Below are 26904 nucleotides of genomic sequence, written 5' to 3'. Positions count from 1 at the left end.
AATCCGCATGGCCTTCTCCCTTTGTAATATTTATCTTTGTAGCCATGATGCACACCATATGCCCCTGCCGATGAATGGTGATCCATCAGATTATGTCCAAGCTGGTCACTATCATTGCCCAACCCATTTGGAAAGCGGCTCGACTTTGAATTCAGAAGAATGGAAGTACTGTCTATAGTCGATGCATTAACAAAGATAATTCGTGCATAAAACTCAAACACTTCATGACTATTACTATCAATTACCCTTACCCCAGTTGCCTTCTTAAGATTGTCATCATAAATAATCTCTTGTACAAGAGAAAACGGCCTGATCGTTAAATTCCCTGTAGCAGCCGCTGCAGGTATTGTAGAACTATTACTGCTAAAATATCCCCCATAAGGGCAACCTCTGCTGCATAAGTTTCTATTTTGACATGGCCCCCTATGATCCCAGCCTTTTGTCAGATTGGCAACCCTTGCAATGGTCATTAAGCGCCGCTCATTATTATTCCGAATAGAATTATCCAGATGTTTCTCAATGCAATTCAGTTCCATTGGTGGCAAAAAATGCCCATCAGGTAAATGAGCCAGATTTTCACATTGTCCACTTATTCCAATGTACTTTTCAACATAATCATACCACTTAGCCAGCTCAGCATAACGTATCGGCCAGTCAATCGCGACCCCATTCGTTAAGTTAGATTCAAAATCAAGATCACTAAATCTATAACACTGTCGTCCCCACACTAACGACCTGCCACCAAGCTGATATCCCCTAACCCAAGAAAAGGGTTTCTCCTGAATGTAGGGATGTTCAACCTCACTGGTGTAAAACAAACGGTCCCCTTCATTTCCAGCTGCGCTACGCACAGAATTATTCAGTTGTTCATCTATAGTATTGTATAGCCTATGCTCAAAATCCCATGGATTAAGATTAGCCGTAGGATAATCCTTAATATGAGTTACATCTCGTCCTCTTTCCAACAAAAGAGTTTTCAGCCCCTGCTCACACAGATCCTTTGCGGCCCAACCACCGGTAATACCAGAACCAATAACTATAGCATCGTACGAAATATGTTCTCTATTAATATAATTCATTTTCTATGCTTTACTTGGTTGCCCATGATCGCTGTCCAGGTAAAAGAGGTAAACAACTTTCAAACACCGAAGGAACATAATCATAGGCCAACCCCTGCGTTGCTCCGAGTTTTGATGTGCAATATCCGGCTACAGTATAACTTTTTATCATATATATAAAACTCTCTCCATAAATCTTCTTTTTCACTTTATGAACAAACCTATTTGAATCTACCCTATCTTCAAAATAGGTTAGTATTTGAATACGATCATTCACATTACAATTGGTAAAAGGTTTACCATAATTAGCAATCGTGTAATCCTCCAATTCCTTGAGTCCATAGATAAATCTATTCTGCGATTTGATCTCTGTACAGTCACGAACCATTTTTATTATAAAATCTTCAGCTTTCACTGCCTTCGCCCCAGGGGTTTCCCCACCGGGAATTATTGTTTCTGCTATTTGCGCTATAAGTAATTTTTTATCAACTAACAAATCAAGATTGGGCGCCTTGTGTATGTTATAAAATTTCCAAACCGATGCACCACCAGCTGCAATCGCCGAAAATCCCAATATTCCAAAAATGGCCTTTCTCCTATTCATTATAGCTTTATTTAACTACAAAAGTTAATACTTAACCAATTCATAGATTGACAGCAATTGCTCAGCTGAAGATTTCCATGTAAAATCTGCTGCCCTTTTTAAACCTTTCTCCTTCATTTGCTCTTGCAATAAGCCATCGTCCAAAATTGAAATCATTTTATCTTTTATATCCAAAAAATTAAAAGGATCTACGTACACAGCCGCCTGATCAGCGACCTCTGGCATAGATGAAGTATTTGAGGTTATTACCGGAACTCCACAAGCCATCGCTTCTAAAATTGGCAAACCAAAACTTTCTCTCAAAGAAGGAYWCWAKAWWWGCTTNARWAAYATTNANTRTNATWWWKKYWKAKMSWMWGWYKYKRTWTRMCMRKKWWARAWRMRATNGGCTTKNNNTKSMKYTYYGSYMAKMWYYTYWAATAMTTCATATACCAATTGACGATCATAATCTAGAATAACCAAAGGTAATCCAGAAGGCGTAACCGTTTTGTACTCTATATATGCTTTAATAACATTGACTGTATTTTTTTTGGGTGCAGTATTACCAAGAAACAAAATAAATTGATCTGGAAGTCTATGTTTCGACCTAAAGCTATCCAATCTATCTTGAGCATAAGAAACATTAAATTTAGGATTTACAGCATTGTATATTACCCTAACCTTATCCTCAGGTAGCTGAAGTTTATTTACAATAACTTCTTTTTCAAAATTTGAAACAGTAATGATGATCTGGCTTTTACTTACAATCCTAGGAACAATAAATCGCCGATATAAATTACCAAAATTCTGATACGAAGTGCCTTTAAAATCAGTTTTCTCTAAATAAATGATATCATGTAACGTAAGTATTAAAGGTACAGATAAGCGAAGTGCTGACGTATTACATGTCGAGTGTAAAAAATCAAGGTTATCTTTTTTCACAGCATTCGGCAAAACAAACTGCTCCCAGCTCGGATAAGATTTTGCTGAAAGCTTTCTGATCTTAAAGTTATCCTTTTCTTCGACACAACTATCATCTACGTCGTTTCTCGCATACAGAAAATACTCGTTATATTGATCTAGCTTCTGAATTTCCCGTATCAATTCCAAAGCAACTACTTCCATACCATGCTTCTTCTTTCTAAAGATCCTTTGTACTTCAATTCCAATACGTAGTTTTTTTCTCATTTAAATTATTTTATAATCCTTTGGGATTTAATTATCTATTTTTTCTTCATGAAAATGCTCGGTTGCTACAGATATTTTATTTGCTTTGCGAGCCTTCAAAAGAGCTAAAATTTGAAAATATATAAATTTTGGCGCATTTTTTAAAGAGTCATAGATTCTGGAATCTGCCTTAAAGTAAGATAAAGCAGCAAAAACAGTTAAAAAAAACATAACAATTCCCAATATCCAAAATATAACAAACATTGGCCATATAAACAGATCGGCTATAAAGAAGACAAAGGCTATCATTAACAATATAAATAAGGGAGGCCTTAATAACATTGTACTAAACAGAAACTGATTCCAGTTAAAACGGATCAAAGACATGAATAACATCCTTCCTCCCAAAAACAAATACTTGAACCAGGTATTTATCCATCTCGACCGCTGATTTACCAGTTGATCAGTTTTACTGGTTTTTTCATCGTAAACAATTGCCTGTTCTGCAAAAGCAATTCTAATCCCTCTGCTTAGAATTTCATATTGAAGAATCTTATCGAAACCTGCTCCTGAAATTACAGTATTTTCAAGACAGCTTCTATATAACTGAGTGGTAAAGGCCATTCCAGACCCCGATAAAGCTGAGGATGAGCCTGCTTCAAACATCAGTTTTCTATCCACCAATCGGTAATAGATATCTCCGGCTTCATCCAAACATGCATAAGTGGTATCCAGATTCTTCGCGGCCCTAACCCCTTGTATTGCAGTATATCCGCCATCAAAAATTTTATTTAATTCATTAAAATACTCTTTATGTACAAGGTTATCACTATCAATTATAGTTAAGCGCCCATGTAAACGTTGAAATCTTTTAATCGCATAAAAGTGCGAGCCGGTATTACTTGCCAGTGTTTGTTCAGGACGTAATACTATAACACGATCATCTTTAAAACTTAACCCGCTTATATCGCAATTGTCCGCAACTACATAGATTAAATAGTTATTATAATTTGATTTCAATATAGAATCAACAGCATACGGAACCTGAGACACTTGTTGATATGCGGTAATAATAACAGCATAATCGGCCTCCAATTCCTGCTGCAAAACCTGTTGCTGTTTACCCGAAAATCGTCCAATAACATAAAAAAGGAATGGAATAAAGAAATGAATTCCTATTAAAATCTGCACAACAATAAAAATAATATAAAATAGGTTCATTCTTTATCTATTATTAATAGTCAGCTCTATTGATTTATAAATTTCATTAACACAATTTTCCCAGCTATGTTGCGAAGCTAAGTAAATCCTGCTATTTTTTAATTCAGCTGAATCCTCACGCAACGCTTTATCTATCATTTCAACATACTCCTCCCATTCTATTGCCAAATAAACTTCCTCTTTAAAAATTTCCATAGCTTTTGTTGCCAATGCCACAACAGGCTTCCCCATTGCTAAGTACTCATCAATTTTTCTAGGATAATTACCAATTGTAATCTCATTCATCAATTGCGGATTAATACATACATCAAAAAACTGTATATATTTTGGCAATTCTGCTATTGGCTTGGGCCCCGTAAACACAACATTATCAAGCTGATGCAAATCACTTTGCTGAAAAACTGAATCTTCATTTCCAACAAGCACTACTGTCCAGTCCTTTCTTGTCAGCGCAATATGCCTGATCAGTCCAATATCCAGTCTTATATTTTGCAATGCACCAACATACCCAATAATAGGAGTATTTATTTTCAGCAGTTCAGAAGGTATTACCGCATGATCATTAATATTAAAGATTTCCAATTCACAGCCCTGACCTATATAAAAAGACTTTTCGTTGTATTCTTTACAGTGCTCAGTCAAAAATACCGAATTTGCCATACAAATATCACTTTTAGCTATCAGTAATGGTTCAAGCCTAGTTCCATGTCTTCTCCAATAATCAACAGCCAGCATATTATCCCTGGAATAATAAATACTTAAAAATGGATTTAAAAATTCCTTTAGATAAAATCCCTTGAAAATCTCATTGTCATTGAATAGAAGATAATCAACAAAGCCCAGTTTAGCAGCGGCCTTTTTTATAGAATTTGAAAATTTAGCATTGTTCCTTTTGTTAAAGAAATCAAATATTGCTCCATTCCCTATCCAGTTAATAGATTCAACCAGGCAATCGGGATATAAATTCCATATATTATTCTCAACTTGTATCAGATTATGCTCTTTATTTTTTACCGCATCTAGTCTTCTCTTTACTTTAGGATTATGCCTGTCCCTGTAAAGGGTAATCCTATCCAGTGGGGAATTCACATATAACACGCGATTATGCTTAGAAAGCTCCAGGGCAATATTTTTACAATTACTACCTATAGTTGTATCCCATGCCTGCTGGCCTATAATTATAATGTCTTTTTTATACATTTAATTAGTTCCTACGATTATACCTTCTCCCACGATGCGGTTTCTTTTATATATTTTTTAACAACTTTAGCAGGATTCCCTACAGCAACACAATATTCGGGGATACTTTTTGTGACCACACTTCCCGCTCCAATAACGCTATGCTTTCCAATATCGATTCCTGCAGTTACCACACTATTAGCGCCAATCCATACATTATCTCCAATAGTAATTTGCTTGCGTATATCTTCTTGCTTACTAGGTGGCAGGCTTACGTCTTGATATCCATGGTTCAATCCAGAAATAACAACATTTTGAGCTATCATCACATAATCCCCAATTGTTACAGGGCCTATTACCACACTTCCAATACCTATTATACTTTCATTTCCTATCAGAACTGAACCAACACCGTTATTAATGGTTACAAAATCCTCCACAATAGATTTATTACCGAGCTGAAAATCATTAAAAGGAAATACGTCCATCCGATTTCTCATTCTTATTATACTCCCGTTACCCTTTTTATGTTTAAAAGGATTAACGAATAACCTCACCCATAGCCGCGGTCTGTGATCATTAGTAGGCACAATTAACCAGTGTGCTATTTTTTTTAGCTTAGGGTTTGCCTTAATTTTATCTGTTAAAGACATATTTTGATCATCTACGGTTCAAGTTAATTTAATTTTGAGCGTTTAAATGTGTATAACTATTTTTTTTTATTAATTTCTTTGAAAAATGCTATCGCAAAACAAATAGCTCCTGGAATTAAAAATATCTCAAATGGCATGGCTAACCCCCCGCTTATTAACATTTTCAACATCTGATTCAGCTAATAAAACATCATCTTTAATATCAAAGTTTGGACTCAGATAAATAAAAGAGAAGCATAAAGCTGTAATCAGTGCAGATGGCATGGAATTCATTACTTCATTACCATAGCTGCAGAAAAATATTCCTACAGCAGTAGACAGCATTGCAATGTTCTTATATCTCAATCCATCATCACGTATTTTCCATATAATTCCACAACATTTACCAATTACAAACATTATCATGCAAAACCAAGTTGTAAAACCAACTATACCGTACATAGCCCATATTTTTACCCAATAGCTATCCGGTTCAACAGTAGATAGAAATTTGTCTTTATTATATTCTTTTCCCCAGTTACCTATAACACCTAAACCACCTCCAAACGGACGTGACTTCAAATATTCTCCAATAACTTTTTGATTGTTGAAACGCACATTAAGCGAAGCCTCTTTTGGATCTAATGCGGTACGTAACCTAACAATTTCATAACTACCACTTCCAATGCTTGTGTATTTCAAAAAGCAGAAAAACAATAGAAGTACAGTTACCCCGGCTATCAAAATTTTGATATTTTTAGTCAGGAAAATCGCAAAAAAAGCACCAACTACCAAAGCAAATAATGCTCCTCTTGTACCCGAAATAAGCATCCCATAAAAAAATAATAATGMWGNNATYGSMAGCAAAATTTTCTTCCACCATTTAAATGGACCTAATGCAAGAACACTTGCAAGAAGAACAAATGAAGCCTGGGATGCCCCAAACTGCCCTGCATCGCTATAAAAAGAAAAAACCCTGAGCTTGCCCCAAAGCACGTGCGTTAATTCCCCCCCTTCATCCAAAAACCTTTGCTCCCCAGGAGAAGGTCCAATGTATAATTGTTTTATACCATTTAAGGTGGCAAGCAGCGACATGCATATAATCAATATCAAAACCATGTTCATTTTCTTCTTAGAATTAAAAAGAAGAAAAACTAATGCGGTACATAGTAATGGAAATAATGCTGTACTCCTGATTTCCTGTAACCAACCTCTCACACTTGCTCCTGCGGGATTAATAATCTCAGCTACGCTTATCAAAAACCATATGAGCATGATTTTGTTTAATGAATTATCCAGAATCTTCCAATTGAATCTCTTGTTTAGGATAATAATCGCAAACCAAACCAATAGCAAAAAAACTTCAATTCCAATTCCGAAGGGAATCACCCCAACTTCCCTACCCAGTATTCCAAAAGTAAAACAATAAACTATAAGAGCTACAAGACCAATAGATGGATCTCTAAAGAGAAAAATAATATAAACAACCATCATTGCAAGTATCACAAGCAAAATGGGAGCAACCGGACTGACAAAGGTAAGTACACCTACCGTTAACGAAATTACCAGCCCAATAAATGATAATAACAATACACGTTTTGTTTGTGATAGGGAAGATAAAAACTGGATCATTTATGATTATTTATTTTCCAATGGCTAGCAAAAAAATCATTTCTTCTATTTTGTTTTATTAAGTACCCAACCAATAAAACCTGGCTTGTCTTTTATGTAATCAACCAATTCTTTTTCCTCATCCATTATAGCTTTTCCTGCTTCAAACACAGCTATATTCTGCTCTGTAAAAARCAANNAWYSTKTAKYKTTATTWWYATYTWTTRGGCTGTYAACATCAATTAAAATAACATCAAATTGATCTTTGAGAACATCAAATCCTTTTTTAAGGCTATTTATATCCTGCATTTCCAGTAATGATGAATTAGCATCATTTTTATTCAACACAGTTATTAAATCCTCGGTCTGGATCTCCCGCTTTACTAAAAATGATTGAAAATCCTGGCTAAATGAAATCTCCTTTGAATCTGATGTCGCTATTTTAGTTTCCCCGCCAATCAATAGAACTTTGTTTCCCATCATTGCAAAAGAATACGCTAAACTTCCTGCAATAAAGGACTTCCCTTCATTATCTCCAAGACTAGTAATCCCTAATATCTTAGCCTTATTTTTTTCAAATGCACTGGAAATTTCAAAACGCACAGATCTTAACAGGTCTTTAAATGTTGAATATTCTTTACCAATATCATTCTTCCAAATCGCTCTTATATTAGTACTTCCATCTGGAATAAGATTTAAGTGACCAATCACCCTAGATTTGGCTGCCTGCCCCAACTGAAGCGTATTATTAATAGTATTATCTAAAAGAAACAAAACAAGAATAGACAAAAAACAGATGAAAAAACTAGAGATTCCCGCAAGAGCTACAAAAAGAATCTTTTTGGACGACAATGGAAACCCTGGAAGACCAATCTGTGCCATCTGTAATTTAAGGGCAACATTTTGCTGTGTTTTGTTTTGATTATAAGCGTCTAATCCAGCCATATAATCCTTAGTGGCCAATTCCGCATCACGTTCAAAATTCTGAATTCCGGCATCGAATGGCACCATGGTATTATATTTTGATTTAAGCATCGCCAATTCATTATCAATTGATCTGATACTTCCCTTTGCCTGACTTACAGTAGTTTCTAATGCTAACTTTTGTTGAATTAATGTTTGTCTAGAAGCTTGTGGACTTGTTACATTATCATCAGAAATTCTTGCACTTACTCTATCAATTATCCTTGTTAAAGAATCTACTTTATTTTTATCAGTCTGCTTAAAATTTCCGTCGATATAAGCATCGTTTGCAATTTTTAGCTGATTTTTCAGGTTTACAATAGCCTTGTTATCAGCTGTAGAATTACCGCCAGAGAACGGATCATTGTTCCCTCTTAACTTGGATTCGATATCAGAAATAGCTCTTTGGTTGGATTGTATTTCACGAATGGCCTGAGCTTTACGTTCCTCATTCTGCGAAATCTGCGCATATACCATTTCCGATTGCTTGTCAAGATTTAAAACGCCATTCTTCATTTTAAAATCTTTCAAAGCAGCGTTTTTCTCATTCATCGCCAACTCCTTCTTTTTCAATAAGGAATCGAGCAATTCTATTGAATTATTCTGGTTTGTACTCACATCCTGGCCATAGTTATTAATAAACTCCATGGATAAGGTATTAACCACAAAAGAAGAAAGCATTGGATTAACAGATACATAATAAACACTTATAAAATCACTATTATCTGCACGATAGATATTCAATTTCTTTTCTACACTCTCCTTGTCATATCCCATTGAAGCAACAATATCATATAGCTTATACTTCCCGTTATTATCTCCTATGGCTAAAACTTCTTTTTTCAGCAGCTTTTCTTTATAAGAAAAAATAACCTCCTGCATATCGCCGGCACTTAAAGAATCTATTTTTTTACTGAATGGCTTAAATGCAGCCTTAGGGTTTTCAAGATCATGTAGAATGAGATTATAAGATAGAATACTCATAATCCTCTGCATTTTCATTCTTTCGATAATGTTAGCAAACTGTGTATTTACTTTAAAATAATCAGCATTCTGACTCGATCCACCTATCACCTGTTTAGATTGATCCACTATACCAGTTGCAATCTGCGCCTCAGAGCCGTATTCCTTTGGAAGATCCCGAACAAGAAAAAATGTAACGGTTGCCGCCACAATCGGCACTAAAAGTAAAAGCCATTTATACTTATTGAGAAGTTTTAGAAATGCTTTAATGTCCATCTATCTAGTAGCTATATTAATTTTATTTAACCTCAGAAAGCTTCATACCTATGATCTCTTCCAATGCGTCTTTTGCACTTAAAAGATCAACTTCTGTTTGAATTTTCGCGGTATTGGCACTTGTCAGATTTATTCTGGATTGATTATAAGTATCCAGCGGGATCTCACCTTTTTCAAACTTATATTTTAGGTTATCTGCAACATTCTTATTGTCTTGCACACTCTGTGTGTATATCTTCAACTGATTAATTTGCTGAATATACGCATAATACCTCTTTTTAACTTCTGTTCTAAGAGTTAATCTGAAATCTTCTGCCTGAAGTTGAGCTATTTTATAATCGGCCTTTGCTTTCTTGGCAACAAAAGGTTTTTGAAGCAGGTTTCCGATGTTCACATTTACACTAAACTGGAATCCGTTTACACTGTAAGGGTTAATTGGATCCAATGCAGTTTTTTCCTGAGGCCTATAAAAGTAAGAGGCATTAAATATGTCAAGATAAGACAGGCCGCTGCTTGTTACATCAGCTTTAGCCTTTTGTATATTAACATCACCAATCTTTACTTTAGGATAGTTTTGTATCGCAAGGTCAATGTACTTCTCCAAATCGGAATATTTAATTTCACCGATTATTGATTCTTGTGAGAAACTGTCAAAACTTATGAACATAAGAATTGCCAGAATGAACTTTGATAAATTTTTCATTTAATTGAAATTTATAGATTATTAATTTTTAGGAATATTTAAATTATTATACATTCTCCTTTTGGATCAATGCAGGTATAGTTTTAATGATGATTTTCATATCAAGAAAAATAGAGTAGTTCGAAGCATAATAATTATCAAGCTCCTTACGCTCACGTTCCGACATATCATCCTGACCTCTTTTACTGATTTGCCATAATCCGGTTAGTCCGGCAGGTCCCAGGAATCTGGTCGACCATTCGTTTGTAGTCAATTGTTCAGCTTCATACAATGGCAATGGTCTGTTACCTACTAACGACATATCGCCGATCAGTACATTTATCAGCTGAGGTAACTCATCAATACTTGTTTTCCTCAAGAAAGATCCCACCTTAGTTATTCTAGGATCATTTTTAAATTTAACAAAGGCCGATTTATTATCTTTATTTTCCTCAGAATTGCTGTATTGATTAAGGCTGGCCATCGAAGCAAGCATTTTATCAGCATCGCTTCTCATAGATCTGAACTTATAAAAATCAAAGATTTTATATCCTGCACCAACCCTTTTGCTCTTATATACAATTTTGCCTTTCGATTCCAGTCTTATCAGTATGGCCACAATCACAAACAGCGGCAATAAACACAATAAAGCAAATCCTGATGCAAGGATGTCAAATGCTCTTTTGGTTCTTGGAATTTTATATTCTACTTCCATTTGCTGGGCAATGTCCATCAACTTTGGTTTAATCAGTTTAAATTTCACCAAAAAGTTCATGCGTTCACAGAAATCCTCATATGGAAAAGGATAGGTATAGTAGTCGTTAACTTTCAACTCCAGCGCCTTTTTTCTCCACACTTTGTCTTCTTTCACACCAAGCAGTACAATAATGAGTCCTTGCAATAAAGGGTTCGTTTTAATATATTTTACCTGATCAAAGCATTGGCTATTTTCATCAACCTCTATCAAAACAATATCAGGGACACTTAAAAAAGATTGATTATCTAAGTACCTTTTAAAATCAACAGGATCTTCAAGGTACGTGATATCGCCGTCAAGTTCTTCAGCTATCACTTCTTTGAGTAGCTTACCAAAATACACGATTTTGGCACTAACTTTATGAAATTCAATGGTTTGGGATGTCATATTCTAGTTATTTTTGGCTTCGACTGGTTGGATTTTAGTTTATTAATTGTGCTATTTTCGACTTCAAAACAGAAGGATTAAATGGTTTTTCTAGGTAGCTATCTATTTTAAAAGGCATATTTTTAACCTTATCTTCTAAGTCTTCTGCGCCCGACAATAAAATAACAGGAGTATCTCTGTAAAGGCCACTTATTTTCAGATTTCTGATCAATGTGCTGCCATCAAAATAAGGCATCATCAAATCAGATATAATTAAATTAGGGTCATTCCCCTCCTCTAACCAGCTTATCGCCTCTATACCACTCTTCTTAATTACAAGATCATAGTCGGCAGACAATATAAATGTCAATAGTCTAAGAATACTTAGCTCATCATCAACAACCAGTATCTGTTTTCTATTTGTCGTATTACTTTCCATAATCTTTTCCTTTGAAAATCCTTAGTTAATTATCTTACAATCACTTTCCAATTTCTATCTTATTACTTTGTTTTAATGGCAAACTCCATTTTACTTATTTCCCCTTTTTCTCTCGTGCTCAGTTCATTTGAAACTACACGTCCAAAACAATCAATAACCAGCACTCTTATATTCTGATCTGCTTTTGATACTACTTCTGTTTTTAATTTAAAGTCACTTGTATAATAAAATGGGATATCATTACTTCCGTCAGAAACACTAACATTAAAATCTTTGTTATTAATGTGATAATTCACATCACAGTTCTCACATTCAACTCTCAATATCCCTTCCTTACTGATAGCTATTTCGGGATTGCTAAATGTTGAATTTTTTGTGCAGCTGCTCAAAGAGATTAAAATTAATACTAATAAACCGATGTTAAGCTTCATTTTTTTAATTGTTTTTAATAACGTAATTGAAAAAATCAAGCCAGCAATAATTTTTCATAGTAAAATCATCGTTTAACAGGTGTTTTTGAGCATTATACACATTAAAAAGAAGTTTCACACTTATTACACATATTTGTACACACAGTATAAATTAAATCAAAAACACCCTTATTGTAGAATATATTCCACAGTTATTAATTGAAAACAAATACCACGAAAATTCAAATAAAAAAAAACGACTGTTATATAGATAACAGCCGTTTTTTTAAAGAAGATAATAAAATCTTAACCTATACTAATTTTTAGGTTGTACTCTTCCCGATTTTCTATCTTTATCCCTTCCTATTAAATATCCTGCACCCGCACCGACAACACCACCAATAATGGCACCTCTTCCTTTTTTCTTATCGATTAGTGCACCTCCAAGCGCTCCCGCTCCGGCACCAATTGCAGTACCTTTTGCAGCTTCACTCCATCCTTTTTTCTTTGCGGCAGCTGGCTCTTCATAGTTATGGTTTCCTGAAGACTGAGAAGCAGCTTCATTTCTTTCAGCTAATAATAAAGTTCTTTTTTCTTCTTTTACCTGAGCAGCAATTTTTGCATCCTCTTTTTTCTTTACTTCTGCTTTTTTAAAGCTATCTAGTTTCAAGCTGTCTTTTACTGCGGCAATTGCCTGTTGCTTAATTAGCGCTTGTTCCTTTTCATTGTTATTCGAGCACGCCGATAATAACATTGTTCCTGCTATTACTATTGAAAATAAATATTTCATGACTATAAAATTTAGTTTACTATCCATATCTAGAGAAAATGGTGCCAAAAACGTTATTTATCATCTAACGGACTGTAAACTACGCTACTATAATTTTCATCAACATCATTTTCTCCATCGCTATTTCCTGAAATCCGGTCATTATCGTCGTCTAATCTTGTCATTAAAGATGGTGGGTTCGAGGAATGGTCAGCATCTAATCCTAAATTATCGTTGTCCAGATTACTTTTCTTTGGTTTCAGATCAGCCTTCTTTTTCATTTTCGCAGCCATAAAGTTCATTTAAGTCATTAGATATAACAAAAGTTGAACTTTTAAGTTTCAAAAATCCAAGAAAGCGACTCCAAATGCAACATTTTGATTTTAATATTCAATTGATTACTTTCACATCGAAATAACATTAATACTATGCGTACAACAGGAAAAGTTAAATGGTTTAATTCTGCCAAAGGATTTGGATTTATAACTCCAGAAGATGGGGGAAAAGATATTTTCGTACATTTTTCTGCAATAGCAGGAGATTCATTCAGAGAGCTAAATGAAGGTGACAGTGTAGAATTCGAATTGAACGAAGGAAAAAAAGGCCCTGAGGCTCAGAATGTAAAAGTTCTTTAATTCTCCTCTTTCAATCAAAAAAGAGCCTGTATCAATCCTGATCAGGCTTTTTTCTTTTAACACCCAATAACACTTATGCAAAAAACAATCAGCATAATAGGATGTGGCTGGTATGGCTTAGAATTAGCAAAGCACCTCATTTCCAAAGGCTATAAAGTAAAAGGATCAACAACTAGCGCAGATAAACTACCCACCCTTCAAACACAAGGAATAGAACCATACTTAGTTAGCTTTGACGTACAAACCATAAACTACGATCCTGCATTCTTTAACAGCCAAACATTGGTCATCTGCATTCCACCCAAAAGAAGCAGTGCTGAAGAAGCCAGCTTTCCGGATAAAATAACCGAAATCTGCAGGGCAGCAAACAACAACGCCGTCAAAAAGGTACTATTTATAAGCTCCACCTCGGTATATGGCGATCGCAATACCGAATTATCAGAAACTGATGAACCAGATCCTGATACCCCATCCGGTAAAGCAATGAAACAAGCCGAAGCCATCCTTAAAAACCAACAAAGCTTCAATACAACAGTACTCAGGTTTGGTGGGCTCATTGGCCCTGGTCGGGATCCAGGCAAGTTCTTTGCCGGTAAAGTAAATTCTCCAAACGGGCAATCCCCAATAAATCTCATTCACCTAATAGACTGCGTTGGCATCAGCACACATATCATAGAAACTGAAAGCTTCGGGCACACATTTAACGCCTGCACACCTCACCATCCCGAGAAAAGAGCATTTTACACACAGGCAACCATTAACTCAGGGCTAGTGCCACCAACATTTGTAAACGAACTTACCACCTGGAAAATAGTAAACTCCAATCAATCATCTACGGTATTAAAATATAATTACCAGATAACCAATTGGGTAGAGTGGTTGCAAAAAGGTAAGTTATAATTTTAGTTTATGCTTAACTGTTAAAATGATATCTTGCCCTTATTAGGATAACCAAAAAATATGAAATTGACCATTTGGGGAGCAGCTAAACAGGTAACCGGAAGCATGCACCTTTTACAATTAGAAAATTACAATATATTAATTGATTGTGGGCTCGACTACGAAAAAGAAACCTTTCAGGAAGAAAACCAATATTTCCCTTTCGACCCAGCTTCTATAGATGTAGTTATCCTAACCCATGCCCACATAGACCATTCCGGTAACTTGCCCACACTGGTACGGCTGGGTTTCGAAGGACAAATCCTAAGCACACCACCAACAGCCGATTTAACGGAGCTGCTCTTGCACGATTCTGTAAATGTATTTATTGGTAAACAAAACAGGCGCCCTAAAGGTCGCAGAGGAGGCAGATCTGGGCCTCAGCCTTTATACCTCCAAAAACACGTAAACGACACTATGGACAGGTTTGTTACCATCGCCTTCCATAAAGAGTTCCGTTTAAATGGCAATGTATCATTAACCTTTATACCCGTTGGCCACTTGTTAGGTGCCGCAGCCGTAGTTTTAACCCTGCAAGATAAAGGTGTAGAGAAAAAGATTGCCTTTACCGGCGATATCGGCCGCACCAACTACCCGGTTTTAGTAGATCCGGAGCCACTACCGCAGGTCGATTATCTAGTGTCCGAATCCACCTATGGTGGCCGATTGCACAGTACCAATGTAACCCTACAAGACAAGTTAATAGAAACCATAAACGAATCATGCGTTAAATATCCTGGCAGGCTAATCATTCCAGCCTTTAGCATTGGTCGCACACAGGCATTGGTATATTCTCTAAATAAGATCTTTAGCAGCGGACTACTCCCACCCGTAAAAATATTTGTCGATAGTCCACTTGCAACCATTGCAACAGACATTTACAGAAAACACCACCACCTGTTAAACCACGAATCTCAAGACTTCTACCGTAAACAAGGTGATGAATTTGAATTTGAGGAACTCTCTTACGTTCACGATAAACGCGAAAGCCAGTCGGTTTCCAATTATCATGAACCATGCATCATCATCTCAWSWKNCGGRAKNGCNTCGWGGGTGGCCGTATTCAGGATCACCTTTATTATAACATTCAAAATTACTATTGCACCATCCTATTCATTGGCTATTGCGCCAAAGGAACGCTGGGTGACAGGTTATTACGCGGCGATCCAATTGTCCGCTTAAGAAACCGCGATCTAATGGTTTACGCGACCATACAAAAAACAGATCTGTTGAGTGGCCATGGCGATCATAACGACCTTGTCAACACCGTTAAGCACCAAGATTCCGAAAAACTCAAATCAGTATTTCTGGTTCACGGAGAAATAAAAAGCATGAACATGCTTGGCGATGCACTAACAGCACTTGGCTACAAAGTTAATTTACCTGAAAAAGGTGAAACTTTCGAGTTATAAAATATCCGTTCAGGCACAAACTGTATTAAATACTATACAAAAATCTTTAGGTTTAAACGTTCGTTTCCTTTTTTTGGTATAAATTGAAAGTAAAACTAATCTACTGATTATTAGTGCATTCAAATATAAAATTAGATAAAATTGGCTTTGGCAGGATTATTACAAGCAGATAATCATTCAGTATTAAAATGAAACTGAAGAGAACTCAAATATCTAATTTATAAAAAACATGAAATCAAAAATTACAAAAGCAGCAATGATATTATCCATGGTGGGTCTATCAACGCAATTATTTGCACAGGAGGCTGACTCTCAATCGTCGGAAAAATTCTCTAAAAAATATTTCCGCACATGGTCTGTAGGACTTAATGGTGGTATGTTAACGCACTACACCCCTTTCAATAACAGAACTAACGGAAACTTCAATACTCCTTACGAATCTTGGGGTTACGGTGGTTACATCAAAAAACAAATAGTACCAGGATTTGGTATCCAGGCCGATTTCCTTGCAGGTAAAGTTAAAGGTGCCAACGTTATTGCTGGTACTAAATCAACTTTCGAATCTAGAATCGACTGGTCTGCAGCTGTTAGTGGTAACTTTACTATCGCCAACATGAGCTTAAACCAAAAACGTAATTTTCTTTCACCATATGCAACAATTGGTGCGGGTTATATGTCATCTGCTGCGACAACTGATCATCCGGGTGGAGCAAGCACAGGTTACGACCAAAATTGGTTTGTTCCAATTGGAGCCGGTTTCAAATTGGGTGTATCAAAAGGTGTTAACATCGATTTAGGCTACACAGTTAGCTTCATGAAATCAAATAACTTTGATGGTGTAACAGCTGGTGCTAACGACAGGTTCTCATATGCTCACGCAGGTGTCGAGATTGCTTTAGGCAGAAAAGGAACTTCTCAATTACAAAACTTCAGCCCTATCGCTGCTATCCGCGAAGAAAGTGCTGCTGAAAGTGCAGAATTAAGAAGAGCATTATCAACTGCCGAAGAAAATGCAAAAARWSWTARMKAAGCGTTAGAAGCTCAATTAGGTGATGATGATGGAGATGGTGTAGCTAACAAATTCGACAAATGTGCTGGTACCCCTGCAAACACAGTGGTAGATGGTGCCGGATGTCCAATCAAAGTTCAACGTGAAGTGATCAAAGAAACTAAAGTTGTGGTAACAGAAGCTGACCGTAAAGTTGTTGATGAAGCAATCAAAAACTTAGAGTTTGATTTAGGCAAATCAACAATCCGTTCTACTTCATACTCAACTTTAAATAAAGTAGCTGAGTTGTTGATCGCTAAAAACTTTAGCTTGAAATTAGCTGGTCACACAGATAATACAGGTTCAATGGCTTTAAACTTACGTTTGTCTAAAGACAGAGCTGAGTCAATCAAAGCTTACTTAGTATCACAAGGTGCAAACGCTTCACGTATCGAAGCAACAGGTTACGGTCCAAACCAACCGATCGCATCTAACAAAACTGCGGATGGTCGTCAGAAAAACCGTAGAGTAGAATTTACTTTATACTAGTATCTCATTAGTTTAAATATTAGTCTCGTTAACTAAGAAAGCCTGGTCAAATGACCAGGCTTTCTTAGTTACATTCATCATGCTTACACAGCTGGTTATCTCAGAAAACCGGGCCGCTCCTCTACTGCTCAACGCTTTTCTTCGGCACAAACACCAAAGAAGCCGCTACGCTCAACAACAAAACCCCTCCAACAATGGACAGCGACAACGGTGAAGAAATATGATAAAATGGCGCAATCACCATTTTAACCCCAATAAATGCCAGTATAATTGCCAAACCATATTTCAGCAAACTAAACATGTAAATAAAGTTAGCCAGCAGAAAATACAAAGCCCTTAAGCCAAGTATTGCAAAAATATTAGAAGTATATAGAATCAGCGGATCATCCGGTGCAATGGCAAAAATAGCTGGAATAGAATCTACAGCGAACAATAGATCTGTAAATTCAATAACTGCCACAACAACCAATAAAGGAGTGGCCAGTCTTACACCATTTTGTACAGTAAAAAACTTGGCACCATCAAACTCTTTACTCACTTTAAAGAACTTGTAAATCAGGCGGGCACCAGGACTTTTGCTAAAGTCTTTGTCATCATCATCATGGTCATTGGCCAGGCCAGATTTAATGCCGGCATAAATAAGAAACACCCCAAAAATCAGTAAAACAACATTAATACGGATCAGCTCACCAAATACCGTCATTTCAGGCAAATAAGTCAAATTAATCAGCCCAACACCTGCAAATATGAAAATGGCGCGAAACACCAATGCCCCTATAATTCCCCAAAACAGCACTTTGTGGTGCAATTCCTTAGGCACATTAAAAAACCCAAAAACCAGAATAAACACAAAAAGATTATCAACCGATAGCGCCTTTTCTATCCAGTACGCAGATTGAAACTGCGTAAACTTCTCAAAACCAGATGTCAGGTAAATTACCCCGCTAAAAATCATGGATAAACTTATCCATACTACCGACCATATTGCCGCTTCCCTACTACTTACAGCATGTACTTTCTTATTAAATACACCCAGGTCTAAAAGCAGCATCACCACAACAACAACTGCAAATCCCGTAATCACCCCGGGGTGATCAATTAAATTATTACTCATTTTTTACTTCTGTTTTGAAATTCCACTAAAATGCTAAAAAAGATCGGTTTTCTATACTTCATTTAAAATGATTAAATACTGACAACCATCTTCCAGTTATACTGTTATTTAGATAAAAAAATATAAACCACATATTATGGAAAAAGTATGGCTCATAACAGGCTGTTCGACAGGATTTGGCCGGGAATTAGCAAAACAAGTACTGGAACTTGGTTACAAAGCCGGAGTTGCCGCCCGTAACATTGCCGATGTAGAAGATATTGTTAAACAATACCCAGAAACCTCAATAGCTATAACACTTGATGTAACCAAGCACGATCATATTAATGATGCGGTAAAACAACTAACCGAAATATTCGGACAGGTTGATGTGTTGGTAAACAATGCCGGCATCGGCTACTTTGGCTCAGTGGAAGCCAGCGACGAGCGTGAAACCAGAAGAATGTTCGACATCAACTTCTTCGGACTGGCCAACATGACAAAAGCAGTGCTGCCACACATGAGAAAACGACGAAGCGGCCACATCATCAATATCGCTTCAATCGGAGGCTTAATGGCTTTTCCGGCACTAGCTTATTACAACGCAACTAAATTTGCTGTTGATGGATTTTCCGAATCACTTGCAAAAGAAACCGCTCCCCTTGGCATAAAAGTAACCATTGTAGCACCAAGTGGCTTCCGTACAGACTGGGCGGGGCGCTCTGCCAACGAAGTAGAGAACGAAATTGAAGATTACAAAACCACCGCAGGCGCCAATAAAGACAATATCAGGGCTTATAATGGCAATCAACCAGGCGATCCGGTACGTGCAGCCCAGGCCATCATTAAAGTAGTAGAGACTCAAACCCCTCCCTTACGTCTATTACTGGGTGCAGCAGCATTAAAAAATGCCCGTAAAAAAATCGAAGAGCTGGCACATGATTTTGATGCATGGGAAGAAACCACTGTTGGTGCAGATTTCCCTAAATGATTAATTTATAAGGTTCATGTACTCGCTATTGGCCACATCGCAACCCGGTGTGGCTATAAATGAAATATACCTCACCATTCTTGTTTCTATATGCCTTTGTAAAGCCTCAATAACATGTGGCTTGCCAGCCTCCAAATCTATTTTCAACACCCGCATCTATTTCCTGGACTTATCTACTTCCAATATGAAACCAGGGTTGACCATACTTTCACCAGATCTACAATTCGGTTCATTTACTGTGCTTTTGCTTTCTCAACAGAAGTAAACCCTATACAGCTGTTTTTGCTAAAAAACAAAGACGCCTCATCCCTTTCTTTCGGTAAAAACTGATGGCGGTACAATGTTTCATAATTCATTTACTTGGCTAACAAATCAAAACTATGATGAGCTCAAAAGGCAAACAAGCCAGATAGAACCAAAATCACAGTTAATAAAAACCCATAACTGTAACATCTTTTTAAACAATTAATCAAACATACAGCATGCTTAGCCCACTAACCAACGTTTTAGTAAAAGTCTTTGCCAATACTTTTTACAAAGCCCATGCAGGCATATTCCTTTTCCTGCTGTTAACCCTGTTAGGTCTGGGATATTTCGGTAGCGTAATAAACTTCCACAAATCACTAATGCTGTATTTTATGGCCAAGCCATTTATCATGGTCATCGCTTTCGGGGTGGTCTTACTTTACACCCTTAAATGCTGTCATTTTATCTCAGCAAAGATCCGTGAGGTTCACCAGCAATTTCTGTTTTACAGTGTCAACTCTTATACTAAGAGAGAACAAATTAGTACCTGGATAATAGTCCAGGCCGTAGTTAGCATACCCATGCTGGTATATATGCTGATTAGCCTGGTGCTGGCCATTAGTCACCAATATTATTTCTCAGCCTTCATCACCCTGGTATACCTTGCAACACTACTATTACTTAGTGCCCTTTTCTATACATGGCAGATCAACAAACTAATCGATGGCCACAAATCAATCCTCATTTCAAGACTAATCCGCCCATTAAGAAAACCCTTCTTTACCCTATATTTTTACCATGTTTTCCATAGCCACAAAATAAGATACTCAGTTATTAAGCTCCTCTCATACCTTACCATTACAGCTGTTTTTTTACTATTTGCTGATGTTAAAACCGATATTCGAGTGGCATCAATAGCAATGCTAGCAGTAGCCACAGCACATTGTATGCTGGTTTTGGAAGCGCGAAAGTTCGAAATCACCTTTCTAGCGTTTGTCAGAACCTTGCCCATATCCAGATTCAAATTATTCATTTCCCAAATAGGCAGTTATGGCCTGTTGTTGCTTCCGGAATTCATCTGGCTCTTATTTAATCTCCCTGCACTCATCGCCTTGGGCTTATTTGCTTTCTGCTTAAGTATTATTTTACTGCTCTGCTGCTCATTGTACCTTTTCGGCTTAGATCAGGAAAAATATTTTAAAGTCGTTTTTGGAACTTTCATAATCACCTTTATTCTCATCCTATTTAACTTAATGTGTATTTCAGTATTCATTAACTTATCAGCCGCCTACCTTATCTTCTATTTAAACTACTACAAATTCAAAGAAACGACCACCTCCCTCTAACCTGCACAATTCATTTTTAGATTCCTTCAAACTACCACGGTTAATGGCTGAAAATGCGCATATATCTTCATCTTCAACCTATTGGAAAATTTAGCAAACACCTTTTTAAACTCATAATATCCATTGACCTGGATCATTGAAAAAATAACCTCGCGCGAACAATCAAAAGCATGGCAGCTTCAGCAAGCTATTCCGGCCATAGTTTATAAAACACCAGGCTGACTTTACCTTCTAAAGGCAGCTGGTTCCAGTTCTTATATCCAACTTCATCAATTAGGTTCTCGTTTGGCGAAGCTCATCTTTCAATTGGTAATACAACCTTTCCACAACTGCCTTTTCAGCAGGCGTGCAATTCCTTTTTGTACTTATCAAATAATTTTCTTAGCGTCTTTTTCTATCGGCTACACACTGGTTTATATTCCCTCCTATATAGCCAATACGGTTAACTAATACTTAACAGATAGAAGAAAACAAAAAAAACGCTACATAATTTTCAAATCTTTCATCACGGACCTGGTAATTTTCTTACGGCATTCGGAAAAATCAGGCCGGTTGTTTTTTCGATTTTGCAGTAATCTTGTCGCAAAGAAATAAATCTCATTTTGTTTTTCCAGGTAGCCAACCCACCAACCTGTATTGATCTGATCTGCCATCGTCCATCCCGTTTTTGACCGGATCGTATAATTTTGACTATGTTCCGTGATCATTACCCGCTTTACGATATCCAGATTCCTTTTAGAAAATGGAAGCTTCCCATCGTAGAATTTTTTGAGAAATTCAACCTGGCCGATCGGTGAAATACCGAGAGGCCCGAAGTTCCAAAAGTCTATACCCGGTTCCGAAAGTTCGGCATTGCCGTATCCGCATTGTGTTAAGTATCTTTTGTATACGCTTTTGTCGATCTTTTTTGCAAGTTCTACAAATGCCCAGCCTGCAGAAACTTCAAATGCATTCTTTACACTTATATCATGATAAATGTCAGGTCTATATCCGTATTTTGCGGTATCAGTTTTTCCAGGCCATTTAACTGTGTAGTTCTCATCTGATATGATTTCGGCCTCCAGGGCAATCAACATATTAATGATTTTGAATGTCGATGCAGGTAGCGTTTGCTGACTTGTGTTAATGGTATCGGAAAGGATCCATTGCTGTTTTTTGTAATCATAAATTGCTATAGCACCCTCCACCCCACATCCATCAAAGTATTTTTTGAAATCAGGACGGATGATGGTTTGCTTTGACTGACAAAACAATAACGGACCAATTGCTAGCATGAATAAGGCGGTTGCAAGGAATCTTTTCATTTTATTTTTTAAAAATACACGTTTCTTATAGCTTCCTCTACCGGACTACATGTGCCCGTACTTCTGATATCAAAACCACTACTAACCAACAGCGGTGGTTGTGCCATAAACTTAGGTAGAGCTCCGCGATGTTGCTGCGCCGCATGAACCAGAAACGGATGACAAAGGTACACCGTACCAGCCTTGCCCACAGCCAAAACTTCCTCTCTCTTGGGTAATTCCGGCAATTTCATTGCAAGTTCCATGAAAGACAGCCCCTGTTCACCCTCGGGCCCCAGCAATCTGGCAACATCCAAATGTGAACCTTTTAAAATCCTGGTCGGTGCATCCCTCTGACCTACATCCGAAAAAAGAAACAGCATCAGCAAGCCACGGCCTTTTGAATATACATTGATTCGGGCGGCGAAAAAGTCGTTAGGGTCCTCGCCGGCAAAACCTGCATCTACATGCCAGCCGGTATCACCTGAATCAACTTCCGACGGAAAACGAACTGGAAAAGCACCCATGCTCATGCAGGGCAGCCATTTTTCTTTACCAACCAGCTGATCGAATGCAGCATGGAGAATATCGGTATTGGCCGCCTTAATAAATGGCTCCTGTGTATACATACCCAGCCATACGACCGGCTTGATCCATGTGCTGCTGTCATTAGGATCAGCGGAAATGTCTTTCCAGAGGATATCCCTCGCCTCAGCGGCAAGATTGGCAGAAAAAGCGTTATCAATACGGACAAAGCCGTCCGCAATAAAAGATTGTATTTGTTGTGGATTTAAGATGTTGTTCATAATGTTTTATATAAAATTCAGACAATAAAGAATTAGGGCCCCTCCGGGACATTAGCCTTACGACTTGAAAATTTATATTATAACATTACGGTCATTGTCATACTCCAAATATATAAATTTTTCTTTTATATTGTCGCAAACGCCCCCTCAATAAGTCGTTTTTGCGGGTTTTCTGTCCCATTCCTCCAGGTTAACTTTGGATATAAAAAAAACTAAATATGAAAACAATCATCTACCTCGCTGTCTCTGCCAATGGCCTGATCAGCAATAACAGAAACGTACCAGACTGGTTGTCGCAGGAATACGGTCAAGGCTTTATGGTCATCAGCCAGCGCACACAAGCCGTAATCATGGGGAAAACAACCTATAATGTACTTGCGCCAGACTACCTTCCTATAAAAGAAGGTTCGCTGGTGGTCCTCACTCACCATACCAAGGCCGAACCTGCCCAATCCAATGTTCTGTTTACTGAGGACAGCCCCGAAAAAATCATAGAACAGCTTGCCGCCAAAGGACACACAGAAGCGGTAATTATAGGCGGTACGCAAACCGTGAGTGCCTTTATCAAAGCAGGCCTGGTAAATGAAATCATCCTGGTAGTAGAACCTGTACTATTTGGCAACGGGCTGCCATTGCTAAAAGGTATCGAAGCAGAGTATCAACTATCCCTGATCGATGTAAACAAATTGAACAACAATACTGTTCAACTACATTATTCAATAAAAAACAATTAATCATTATAAAACTAAGTACGATGAGACCAACAAAAATCTGGGCCAATCTGGGCGTAAAAGACGTAATTGCGACCAGGAAATTTTATAGCGCACTTGGGTTTAAACCCAATGAAGGCTACGACAAAACCGACGAAATCACCAGCTTTCTATTTGGTAATGACGATTTTGTGATCAATTTCTTTGTAAAAGACTCCCTAAAAAATGCCCTGAGAGGAGAAGTAGCCGATTTGTCAAAAGGAAATGAAGTGATCTTTACACTTTGGGCAGATCATAAAGACGAAGCCGATAAATGGGCAGTCGAAGTCCGAAATGGCGGTGGAAAGATCTTTGATGAACCAGCTGAATTTGGCCCTGGTTACTATGGCTTTGGCTTTTCAGACCCTGACGGACACAAATGGAATGTATTTAACTGTTAAAGTAAACAGGGCATACTGCCCTGTTTACTTGTAATGCTAGTTATTTTTTAAAGATGCCATATCAATTACAAAGCGATAGCGCACATCACTTTTCAGCATGCGCTCATATGCTTCATTAATCTCCTGCATCTTAATCACCTCAATCTCTGAAACAATATTATGTTCTCCGCAGAAATCAAGCATCTCCTGTGTTTCGGCAATTCCGCCGATAAGCGATCCTGCAACAGATTTCCTGCCCATAATCATAGGTACAGAATTAAGTAAAGGTTCTAATCCTCCAAGGTATCCCACAAGTACCAATGTGCCGTTTATGTTTAGTGTAGGCACGTATTCATTTAAATCATGCACGTATGGAACCGTGTCAACGATTAAGTCAAACTTCCCTCTTGCGTGCTGCATCTGTGCCGAATCTGTAGAAATAATTACTTGATCTGCGCCGAGCTCAAGCGCATCTTTTTCTTTTCCAGGTGATCTTGAAAATAGTGTTACATGTGCGCCAAGTGCCTTCGCTAATTTTATTGCCATATGCCCCAGTCCACCTAATCCTACAACAGCAACAGTACTGCCTTTTCCAACCTTCCAGTGTCTTAGCGGAGACCAGGTTGTAATACCTGCACAAAGCAGTGGCGCTACGGCAGCCAGATCCAGGTTTTCAGGAACCTTTAAAACAAAGTGCTCATCTACCACAACCTTTTCTGAGTAACCGCCAAAAGTACGTCCACCTAAGTGCTTATCGGACGAGTTATAAGTTCCCGTAAAGCCAGGAATACAATATTGCTCCAGGTCTTTTTTGCAGCTGGCGCATTCCCTGCAAGAGTCTACTAAACATCCCACCGCCGCCAGATCTCCTACTTTAAACTTGCTTACTTCCGGTCCCACCTTGGTAACCCTGCCTACGATCTCATGACCGGGAACTGCCGGATAAACCGAACCTCCCCAATCATTTCTGGCAGTGTGCAAATCCGAGTGGCATACCCCACAAAACAGGATGTCGATCTCTACATCTTTTGCCGTTGTTTTCCTCCTGTCGATACTTAATTGTTTTAATGGCRCNTCAGKCGMCTGANGYGCCATNANWRCWWTTAMKTNYMRACWKKWSSAWWAYMRYKGYWRRWKWWCKYYSYTRYAKKSTKYGTMWGNNMCAGNNRTTYCWGCMAAGTTACCGGGCCGTTTTCGGTGGTATTACTAATCGCAATATGCGTAAGGCTGTTATCGGCTGTAGCCCCGTGCCAATGCACTACATCAGACGGGATCACTACCACATCACCTTTACCCAATGATCTGGCAGGCTTTCCCTTTTCCTGGTAATATCCTTCGCCATCGGTTATCAGCAAGATCTGCCCTGCAGGGTGTGTATGCCAGTTATTTCTGCAACCCGGCTCAAATACCACATCCCCAACCGAATAATGCCCTGTTTCATCTTTCGGAACTAAAATATTAACCCATGCCGTTCCGCTGAAATAATCTGCAGAGGCTTTATCTCCCTTCGGGAAAATGGCTGTTCTGTTTTGTGTTGTTTCCATCTATGATTTTTTAAATAGCTGTGCCTGTTTATTGTTTAACAATTGCAGGCTAACTTTGTGTCTCATCGGGAGCAATTTATTTTTGCTACATTAATACTTATACAAAGGTCTAAGCTATTCTCTAATAGATGGGTATACAGATTACTGGATTACGTACCAAAATCACTGATTACCGAACAAGTGTAAAACAAGATACGAGCAAGCTTAATTGCAGTGATTAAGCCAATCAACTAACCTGTTGATGGCATTTTGAAGTGGCTTATTCGATGATAAGCTTTGTGCTGCATCAGCACCCCAGATAGCTGTAAAACGTTTCTCTGAAAAACGGTTCAGGTTTTCGCAAACTGTATCGGCTTCACATGCTTCATTACTATGAATCTGGAAAACTGGTTTCCCTTTGCTGTCAATATTTACACGAGAATAAGCGATCACCTTGCCGCTCTTTTCTGCAATCCCAATGGGTAATCCAAAATCAGAAGTAAGCCCCTTACCAGAACCATTTGCATGTTTAATAGGCGTTAAACTGTTTTGGTAAAGGTTTATAACCGATTTCAAATCTTCCAAATAAACTTCTCGAAGCTTGATATCCTCTTTTTTTATTTCTGTTGATCCCATAACGTTAAACTTATTCCACAAAATTACGGACCAGAAGCAAAGAGATACAGATACAAAAACGTTATTATTGAGCGATACAGATTTAATTATTGTACAACAACGGTCGTCATCCTGAGAGCCTAGCATCAGATAAAATACAAAAAAGTGGTAATGACAGCTAGGTTGAGCAGATCGCTATCACCTCCGCGTCATCCTGAATTTATTTCACTGTTGTCCGGTTAACTTTATAACCGGACAAATTTTATGGCCTAG

24 protein-coding genes and 6 pseudogenes are annotated in these 26904 nt (G+C 37.7%); 9 read left to right on the top strand and 21 right to left on the bottom strand.

Features of this window, described 5'->3' with window-relative positions; all coding sequences use genetic code 11:
* The 15 genes and pseudogenes from N824_RS34130 to N824_RS10320 form a co-directional block, all read right to left on the bottom strand.
* Positions 1-1079, bottom strand: a 1079-nt coding sequence (locus tag N824_RS34130; RefSeq protein WP_048905250.1) for a GMC family oxidoreductase N-terminal domain-containing protein, incomplete at its 3' end; no start/stop codon positions are given.
* A 10-nt stretch (positions 1080-1089) separates the two neighbouring features.
* Positions 1090-1662: a gluconate 2-dehydrogenase subunit 3 family protein gene (locus tag N824_RS10380; protein WP_048905092.1), complete on the bottom strand. Its 573-nt coding sequence runs from the start codon at positions 1660-1662 to the stop codon at positions 1090-1092.
* 24 nt (positions 1663-1686) lie between these two features.
* The gene (locus tag N824_RS34125; RefSeq protein WP_235207069.1) at positions 1687-1965 is read right to left on the bottom strand and encodes a glycosyltransferase; all 279 of its coding nucleotides are present in this window, start codon (positions 1963-1965) and stop codon (positions 1687-1689) included.
* 336 nt (positions 1966-2301) lie between these two features.
* Positions 2302-2766 (bottom strand): annotated as a pseudogene (locus tag N824_RS38320) (glycosyltransferase); the annotation flags it as partial.
* Positions 2767-2856: 90 nt separating this feature from the next.
* Positions 2857-4029, bottom strand: a complete 1173-nt coding sequence (locus tag N824_RS10370) for a glycosyltransferase (RefSeq protein WP_048905090.1) — start codon at positions 4027-4029, stop codon at positions 2857-2859.
* Between the two features lie 3 nt (positions 4030-4032).
* A complete protein-coding gene (locus N824_RS10365) occupies positions 4033-5229 on the bottom strand; it encodes a glycosyltransferase (RefSeq protein WP_048905089.1) in 1197 nt (398 codons plus the stop codon).
* A 17-nt stretch (positions 5230-5246) separates the two neighbouring features.
* A complete protein-coding gene (locus N824_RS10360; protein WP_048905088.1) occupies positions 5247-5861 on the bottom strand; it encodes a DapH/DapD/GlmU-related protein in 615 nt (204 codons plus the stop codon).
* 126 nt (positions 5862-5987) lie between these two features.
* Positions 5988-7472: pseudogene (locus tag N824_RS10355) on the bottom strand (O-antigen ligase family protein).
* A 45-nt stretch (positions 7473-7517) separates the two neighbouring features.
* Positions 7518-9653, bottom strand: a pseudogene (locus N824_RS10350) (exopolysaccharide transport family protein).
* Positions 9654-9675: 22 nt separating this feature from the next.
* On the bottom strand, positions 9676-10356 hold the full coding sequence (locus N824_RS10345; protein ID WP_048905085.1) for a TolC family protein: 681 nt from the start codon (positions 10354-10356) through the stop codon (positions 9676-9678).
* A 46-nt stretch (positions 10357-10402) separates the two neighbouring features.
* On the bottom strand, positions 10403-11479 hold the full coding sequence (locus N824_RS10340; RefSeq protein ID WP_048905084.1) for a sugar transferase: 1077 nt from the start codon (positions 11477-11479) through the stop codon (positions 10403-10405).
* Between the two features lie 34 nt (positions 11480-11513).
* Entirely contained in the window at positions 11514-11897 is a 384-nt protein-coding gene (locus tag N824_RS10335; RefSeq protein WP_048905083.1) for a two-component system response regulator, read from the bottom strand.
* Positions 11898-11959: 62 nt separating this feature from the next.
* Entirely contained in the window at positions 11960-12328 is a 369-nt protein-coding gene (locus N824_RS10330; RefSeq protein ID WP_048905082.1) for a hypothetical protein, read from the bottom strand.
* 295 nt (positions 12329-12623) lie between these two features.
* On the bottom strand, positions 12624-13097 hold the full coding sequence (locus N824_RS10325) for a YMGG-like glycine zipper-containing protein (protein ID WP_048905081.1): 474 nt from the start codon (positions 13095-13097) through the stop codon (positions 12624-12626).
* Positions 13098-13150: 53 nt separating this feature from the next.
* Positions 13151-13369: a hypothetical protein gene (locus N824_RS10320; RefSeq protein ID WP_152542162.1), complete on the bottom strand. Its 219-nt coding sequence runs from the start codon at positions 13367-13369 to the stop codon at positions 13151-13153.
* A gap of 135 nt (positions 13370-13504) precedes the next feature.
* Between N824_RS10320 and N824_RS10315 the strand changes: the two genes are divergently transcribed.
* From N824_RS10315 to N824_RS10300, 5 genes and pseudogenes are all read left to right on the top strand, one after another.
* Positions 13505-13711: a cold-shock protein gene (locus N824_RS10315; protein ID WP_048905079.1), complete on the top strand. Its 207-nt coding sequence runs from the start codon at positions 13505-13507 to the stop codon at positions 13709-13711.
* Positions 13712-13786: 75 nt separating this feature from the next.
* The gene (locus N824_RS10310) at positions 13787-14611 is read left to right on the top strand and encodes an SDR family oxidoreductase (RefSeq protein WP_048905078.1); all 825 of its coding nucleotides are present in this window, start codon (positions 13787-13789) and stop codon (positions 14609-14611) included.
* 60 nt (positions 14612-14671) lie between these two features.
* Positions 14672-15832, top strand: a complete 1161-nt coding sequence (locus N824_RS10305) for an MBL fold metallo-hydrolase (RefSeq protein ID WP_306413890.1) — start codon at positions 14672-14674, stop codon at positions 15830-15832.
* Positions 15736-16062, top strand: a complete 327-nt coding sequence (locus tag N824_RS37245) for an MBL fold metallo-hydrolase RNA specificity domain-containing protein (RefSeq protein WP_373419284.1) — start codon at positions 15736-15738, stop codon at positions 16060-16062. Before N824_RS10305 ends, N824_RS37245 begins: the two co-directional genes overlap by 97 nt.
* Positions 16063-16291: 229 nt before the next feature.
* Positions 16292-17599 (top strand): annotated as a pseudogene (locus tag N824_RS10300) (OmpA family protein).
* Positions 17600-17720: 121 nt separating this feature from the next.
* Here the strand turns inward: N824_RS10300 and N824_RS10295 are convergent.
* On the bottom strand, positions 17721-18713 hold the full coding sequence (locus N824_RS10295) for a TerC/Alx family metal homeostasis membrane protein (RefSeq protein ID WP_048905076.1): 993 nt from the start codon (positions 18711-18713) through the stop codon (positions 17721-17723).
* 136 nt (positions 18714-18849) lie between these two features.
* Here N824_RS10295 and N824_RS10290 point away from each other — a divergent pair, with 136 nt between their 5' ends.
* Positions 18850-19683 carry an oxidoreductase gene (locus N824_RS10290; RefSeq protein WP_048905075.1) on the top strand — a complete coding sequence of 278 codons (834 nt, stop codon included), beginning with the start codon at positions 18850-18852 and terminating at the stop codon, positions 19681-19683.
* A gap of 482 nt (positions 19684-20165) precedes the next feature.
* Positions 20166-21275 carry a hypothetical protein gene (locus N824_RS10285; RefSeq protein WP_048905074.1) on the top strand — a complete coding sequence of 370 codons (1110 nt, stop codon included), beginning with the start codon at positions 20166-20168 and terminating at the stop codon, positions 21273-21275.
* Positions 21276-21757: 482 nt separating this feature from the next.
* On the opposite strand, the gene N824_RS10280 is transcribed toward N824_RS10285, so the two are convergent.
* Together N824_RS10280 and N824_RS10275 are read right to left on the bottom strand one after the other, a co-directional pair.
* Positions 21758-22549, bottom strand: a complete 792-nt coding sequence (locus N824_RS10280; RefSeq protein WP_048905239.1) for a serine hydrolase — start codon at positions 22547-22549, stop codon at positions 21758-21760.
* Positions 22550-22587: 38 nt separating this feature from the next.
* A complete protein-coding gene (locus N824_RS10275) occupies positions 22588-23364 on the bottom strand; it encodes a phytanoyl-CoA dioxygenase family protein (protein ID WP_048905073.1) in 777 nt (258 codons plus the stop codon).
* A gap of 218 nt (positions 23365-23582) precedes the next feature.
* Here N824_RS10275 and N824_RS10270 point away from each other — a divergent pair, with 218 nt between their 5' ends.
* Complete coding sequence (locus N824_RS10270; RefSeq protein WP_048905072.1) at positions 23583-24098, top strand: dihydrofolate reductase family protein; 516 nt, start codon at positions 23583-23585, stop codon at positions 24096-24098.
* A gap of 20 nt (positions 24099-24118) precedes the next feature.
* Positions 24119-24514: a VOC family protein gene (locus N824_RS10265; protein WP_048905071.1), complete on the top strand. Its 396-nt coding sequence runs from the start codon at positions 24119-24121 to the stop codon at positions 24512-24514.
* 36 nt (positions 24515-24550) lie between these two features.
* Here N824_RS10265 and N824_RS10260 read toward each other — a convergent pair.
* The 3 genes and pseudogenes from N824_RS10260 to N824_RS10250 all read right to left on the bottom strand — a co-directional run bounded on the left by N824_RS10260 (position 24551) and on the right by N824_RS10250 (position 26652).
* Positions 24551-25588 (bottom strand): annotated as a pseudogene (locus N824_RS10260) (NAD(P)-dependent alcohol dehydrogenase).
* An 8-nt stretch (positions 25589-25596) separates the two neighbouring features.
* Positions 25597-26037: pseudogene (locus N824_RS10255) on the bottom strand (cupin domain-containing protein).
* Positions 26038-26241: 204 nt separating this feature from the next.
* Positions 26242-26652: a hypothetical protein gene (locus tag N824_RS10250; protein WP_048905069.1), complete on the bottom strand. Its 411-nt coding sequence runs from the start codon at positions 26650-26652 to the stop codon at positions 26242-26244.
* Positions 26653-26904 lie beyond the last annotated feature (252 nt).

Origin of the sequence: Pedobacter sp. V48 (assembly GCF_000523515.1) — a bacterium.
Taxonomy (GTDB): Bacteria; Bacteroidota; Bacteroidia; order Sphingobacteriales; family Sphingobacteriaceae; genus Pedobacter.
This window is presented reverse-complemented; position numbering and strand designations above follow the sequence as displayed.

Excerpts from the sequence above, each read along its gene's own strand:
- N824_RS10290 (WP_048905075.1), top strand. The coding sequence starts at position 18,850 with ATGGAAAAAGTATGGCTCATAACAGGCTGTTCGACAGGATTTGGCCGG.
- N824_RS10325 (WP_048905081.1), bottom strand. The coding sequence starts at position 13,097 with ATGAAATATTTATTTTCAATAGTAATAGCAGGAACAATGTTATTATCG.
- N824_RS10335 (WP_048905083.1), bottom strand. The coding sequence starts at position 11,897 with ATGGAAAGTAATACGACAAATAGAAAACAGATACTGGTTGTTGATGAT.
- N824_RS10310 (WP_048905078.1), top strand. The coding sequence starts at position 13,787 with ATGCAAAAAACAATCAGCATAATAGGATGTGGCTGGTATGGCTTAGAA.
- N824_RS10270 (WP_048905072.1), top strand. The coding sequence starts at position 23,583 with ATGAAAACAATCATCTACCTCGCTGTCTCTGCCAATGGCCTGATCAGC.
- N824_RS10265 (WP_048905071.1), top strand. The coding sequence starts at position 24,119 with ATGAGACCAACAAAAATCTGGGCCAATCTGGGCGTAAAAGACGTAATT.
- N824_RS10365 (WP_048905089.1), bottom strand. The coding sequence starts at position 5,229 with ATGTATAAAAAAGACATTATAATTATAGGCCAGCAGGCATGGGATACA.
- N824_RS10320 (WP_152542162.1), bottom strand. The coding sequence starts at position 13,369 with ATGGCTGCGAAAATGAAAAAGAAGGCTGATCTGAAACCAAAGAAAAGT.
- N824_RS10345 (WP_048905085.1), bottom strand. The coding sequence starts at position 10,356 with ATGAAAAATTTATCAAAGTTCATTCTGGCAATTCTTATGTTCATAAGT.
- N824_RS10340 (WP_048905084.1), bottom strand. The coding sequence starts at position 11,479 with ATGACATCCCAAACCATTGAATTTCATAAAGTTAGTGCCAAAATCGTG.
- N824_RS10380 (WP_048905092.1), bottom strand. The coding sequence starts at position 1,662 with ATGAATAGGAGAAAGGCCATTTTTGGAATATTGGGATTTTCGGCGATT.
- N824_RS10330 (WP_048905082.1), bottom strand. The coding sequence starts at position 12,328 with ATGAAGCTTAACATCGGTTTATTAGTATTAATTTTAATCTCTTTGAGC.
- N824_RS10285 (WP_048905074.1), top strand. The coding sequence starts at position 20,166 with ATGCTTAGCCCACTAACCAACGTTTTAGTAAAAGTCTTTGCCAATACT.
- N824_RS10370 (WP_048905090.1), bottom strand. The coding sequence starts at position 4,029 with ATGAACCTATTTTATATTATTTTTATTGTTGTGCAGATTTTAATAGGA.
- N824_RS10295 (WP_048905076.1), bottom strand. The coding sequence starts at position 18,713 with ATGAGTAATAATTTAATTGATCACCCCGGGGTGATTACGGGATTTGCA.
- N824_RS10250 (WP_048905069.1), bottom strand. The coding sequence starts at position 26,652 with ATGGGATCAACAGAAATAAAAAAAGAGGATATCAAGCTTCGAGAAGTT.
- N824_RS10280 (WP_048905239.1), bottom strand. The coding sequence starts at position 22,549 with ATGCTAGCAATTGGTCCGTTATTGTTTTGTCAGTCAAAGCAAACCATC.
- N824_RS10275 (WP_048905073.1), bottom strand. The coding sequence starts at position 23,364 with ATGAACAACATCTTAAATCCACAACAAATACAATCTTTTATTGCGGAC.
- N824_RS10315 (WP_048905079.1), top strand. The coding sequence starts at position 13,505 with ATGCGTACAACAGGAAAAGTTAAATGGTTTAATTCTGCCAAAGGATTT.
- N824_RS10360 (WP_048905088.1), bottom strand. The coding sequence starts at position 5,861 with ATGTCTTTAACAGATAAAATTAAGGCAAACCCTAAGCTAAAAAAAATA.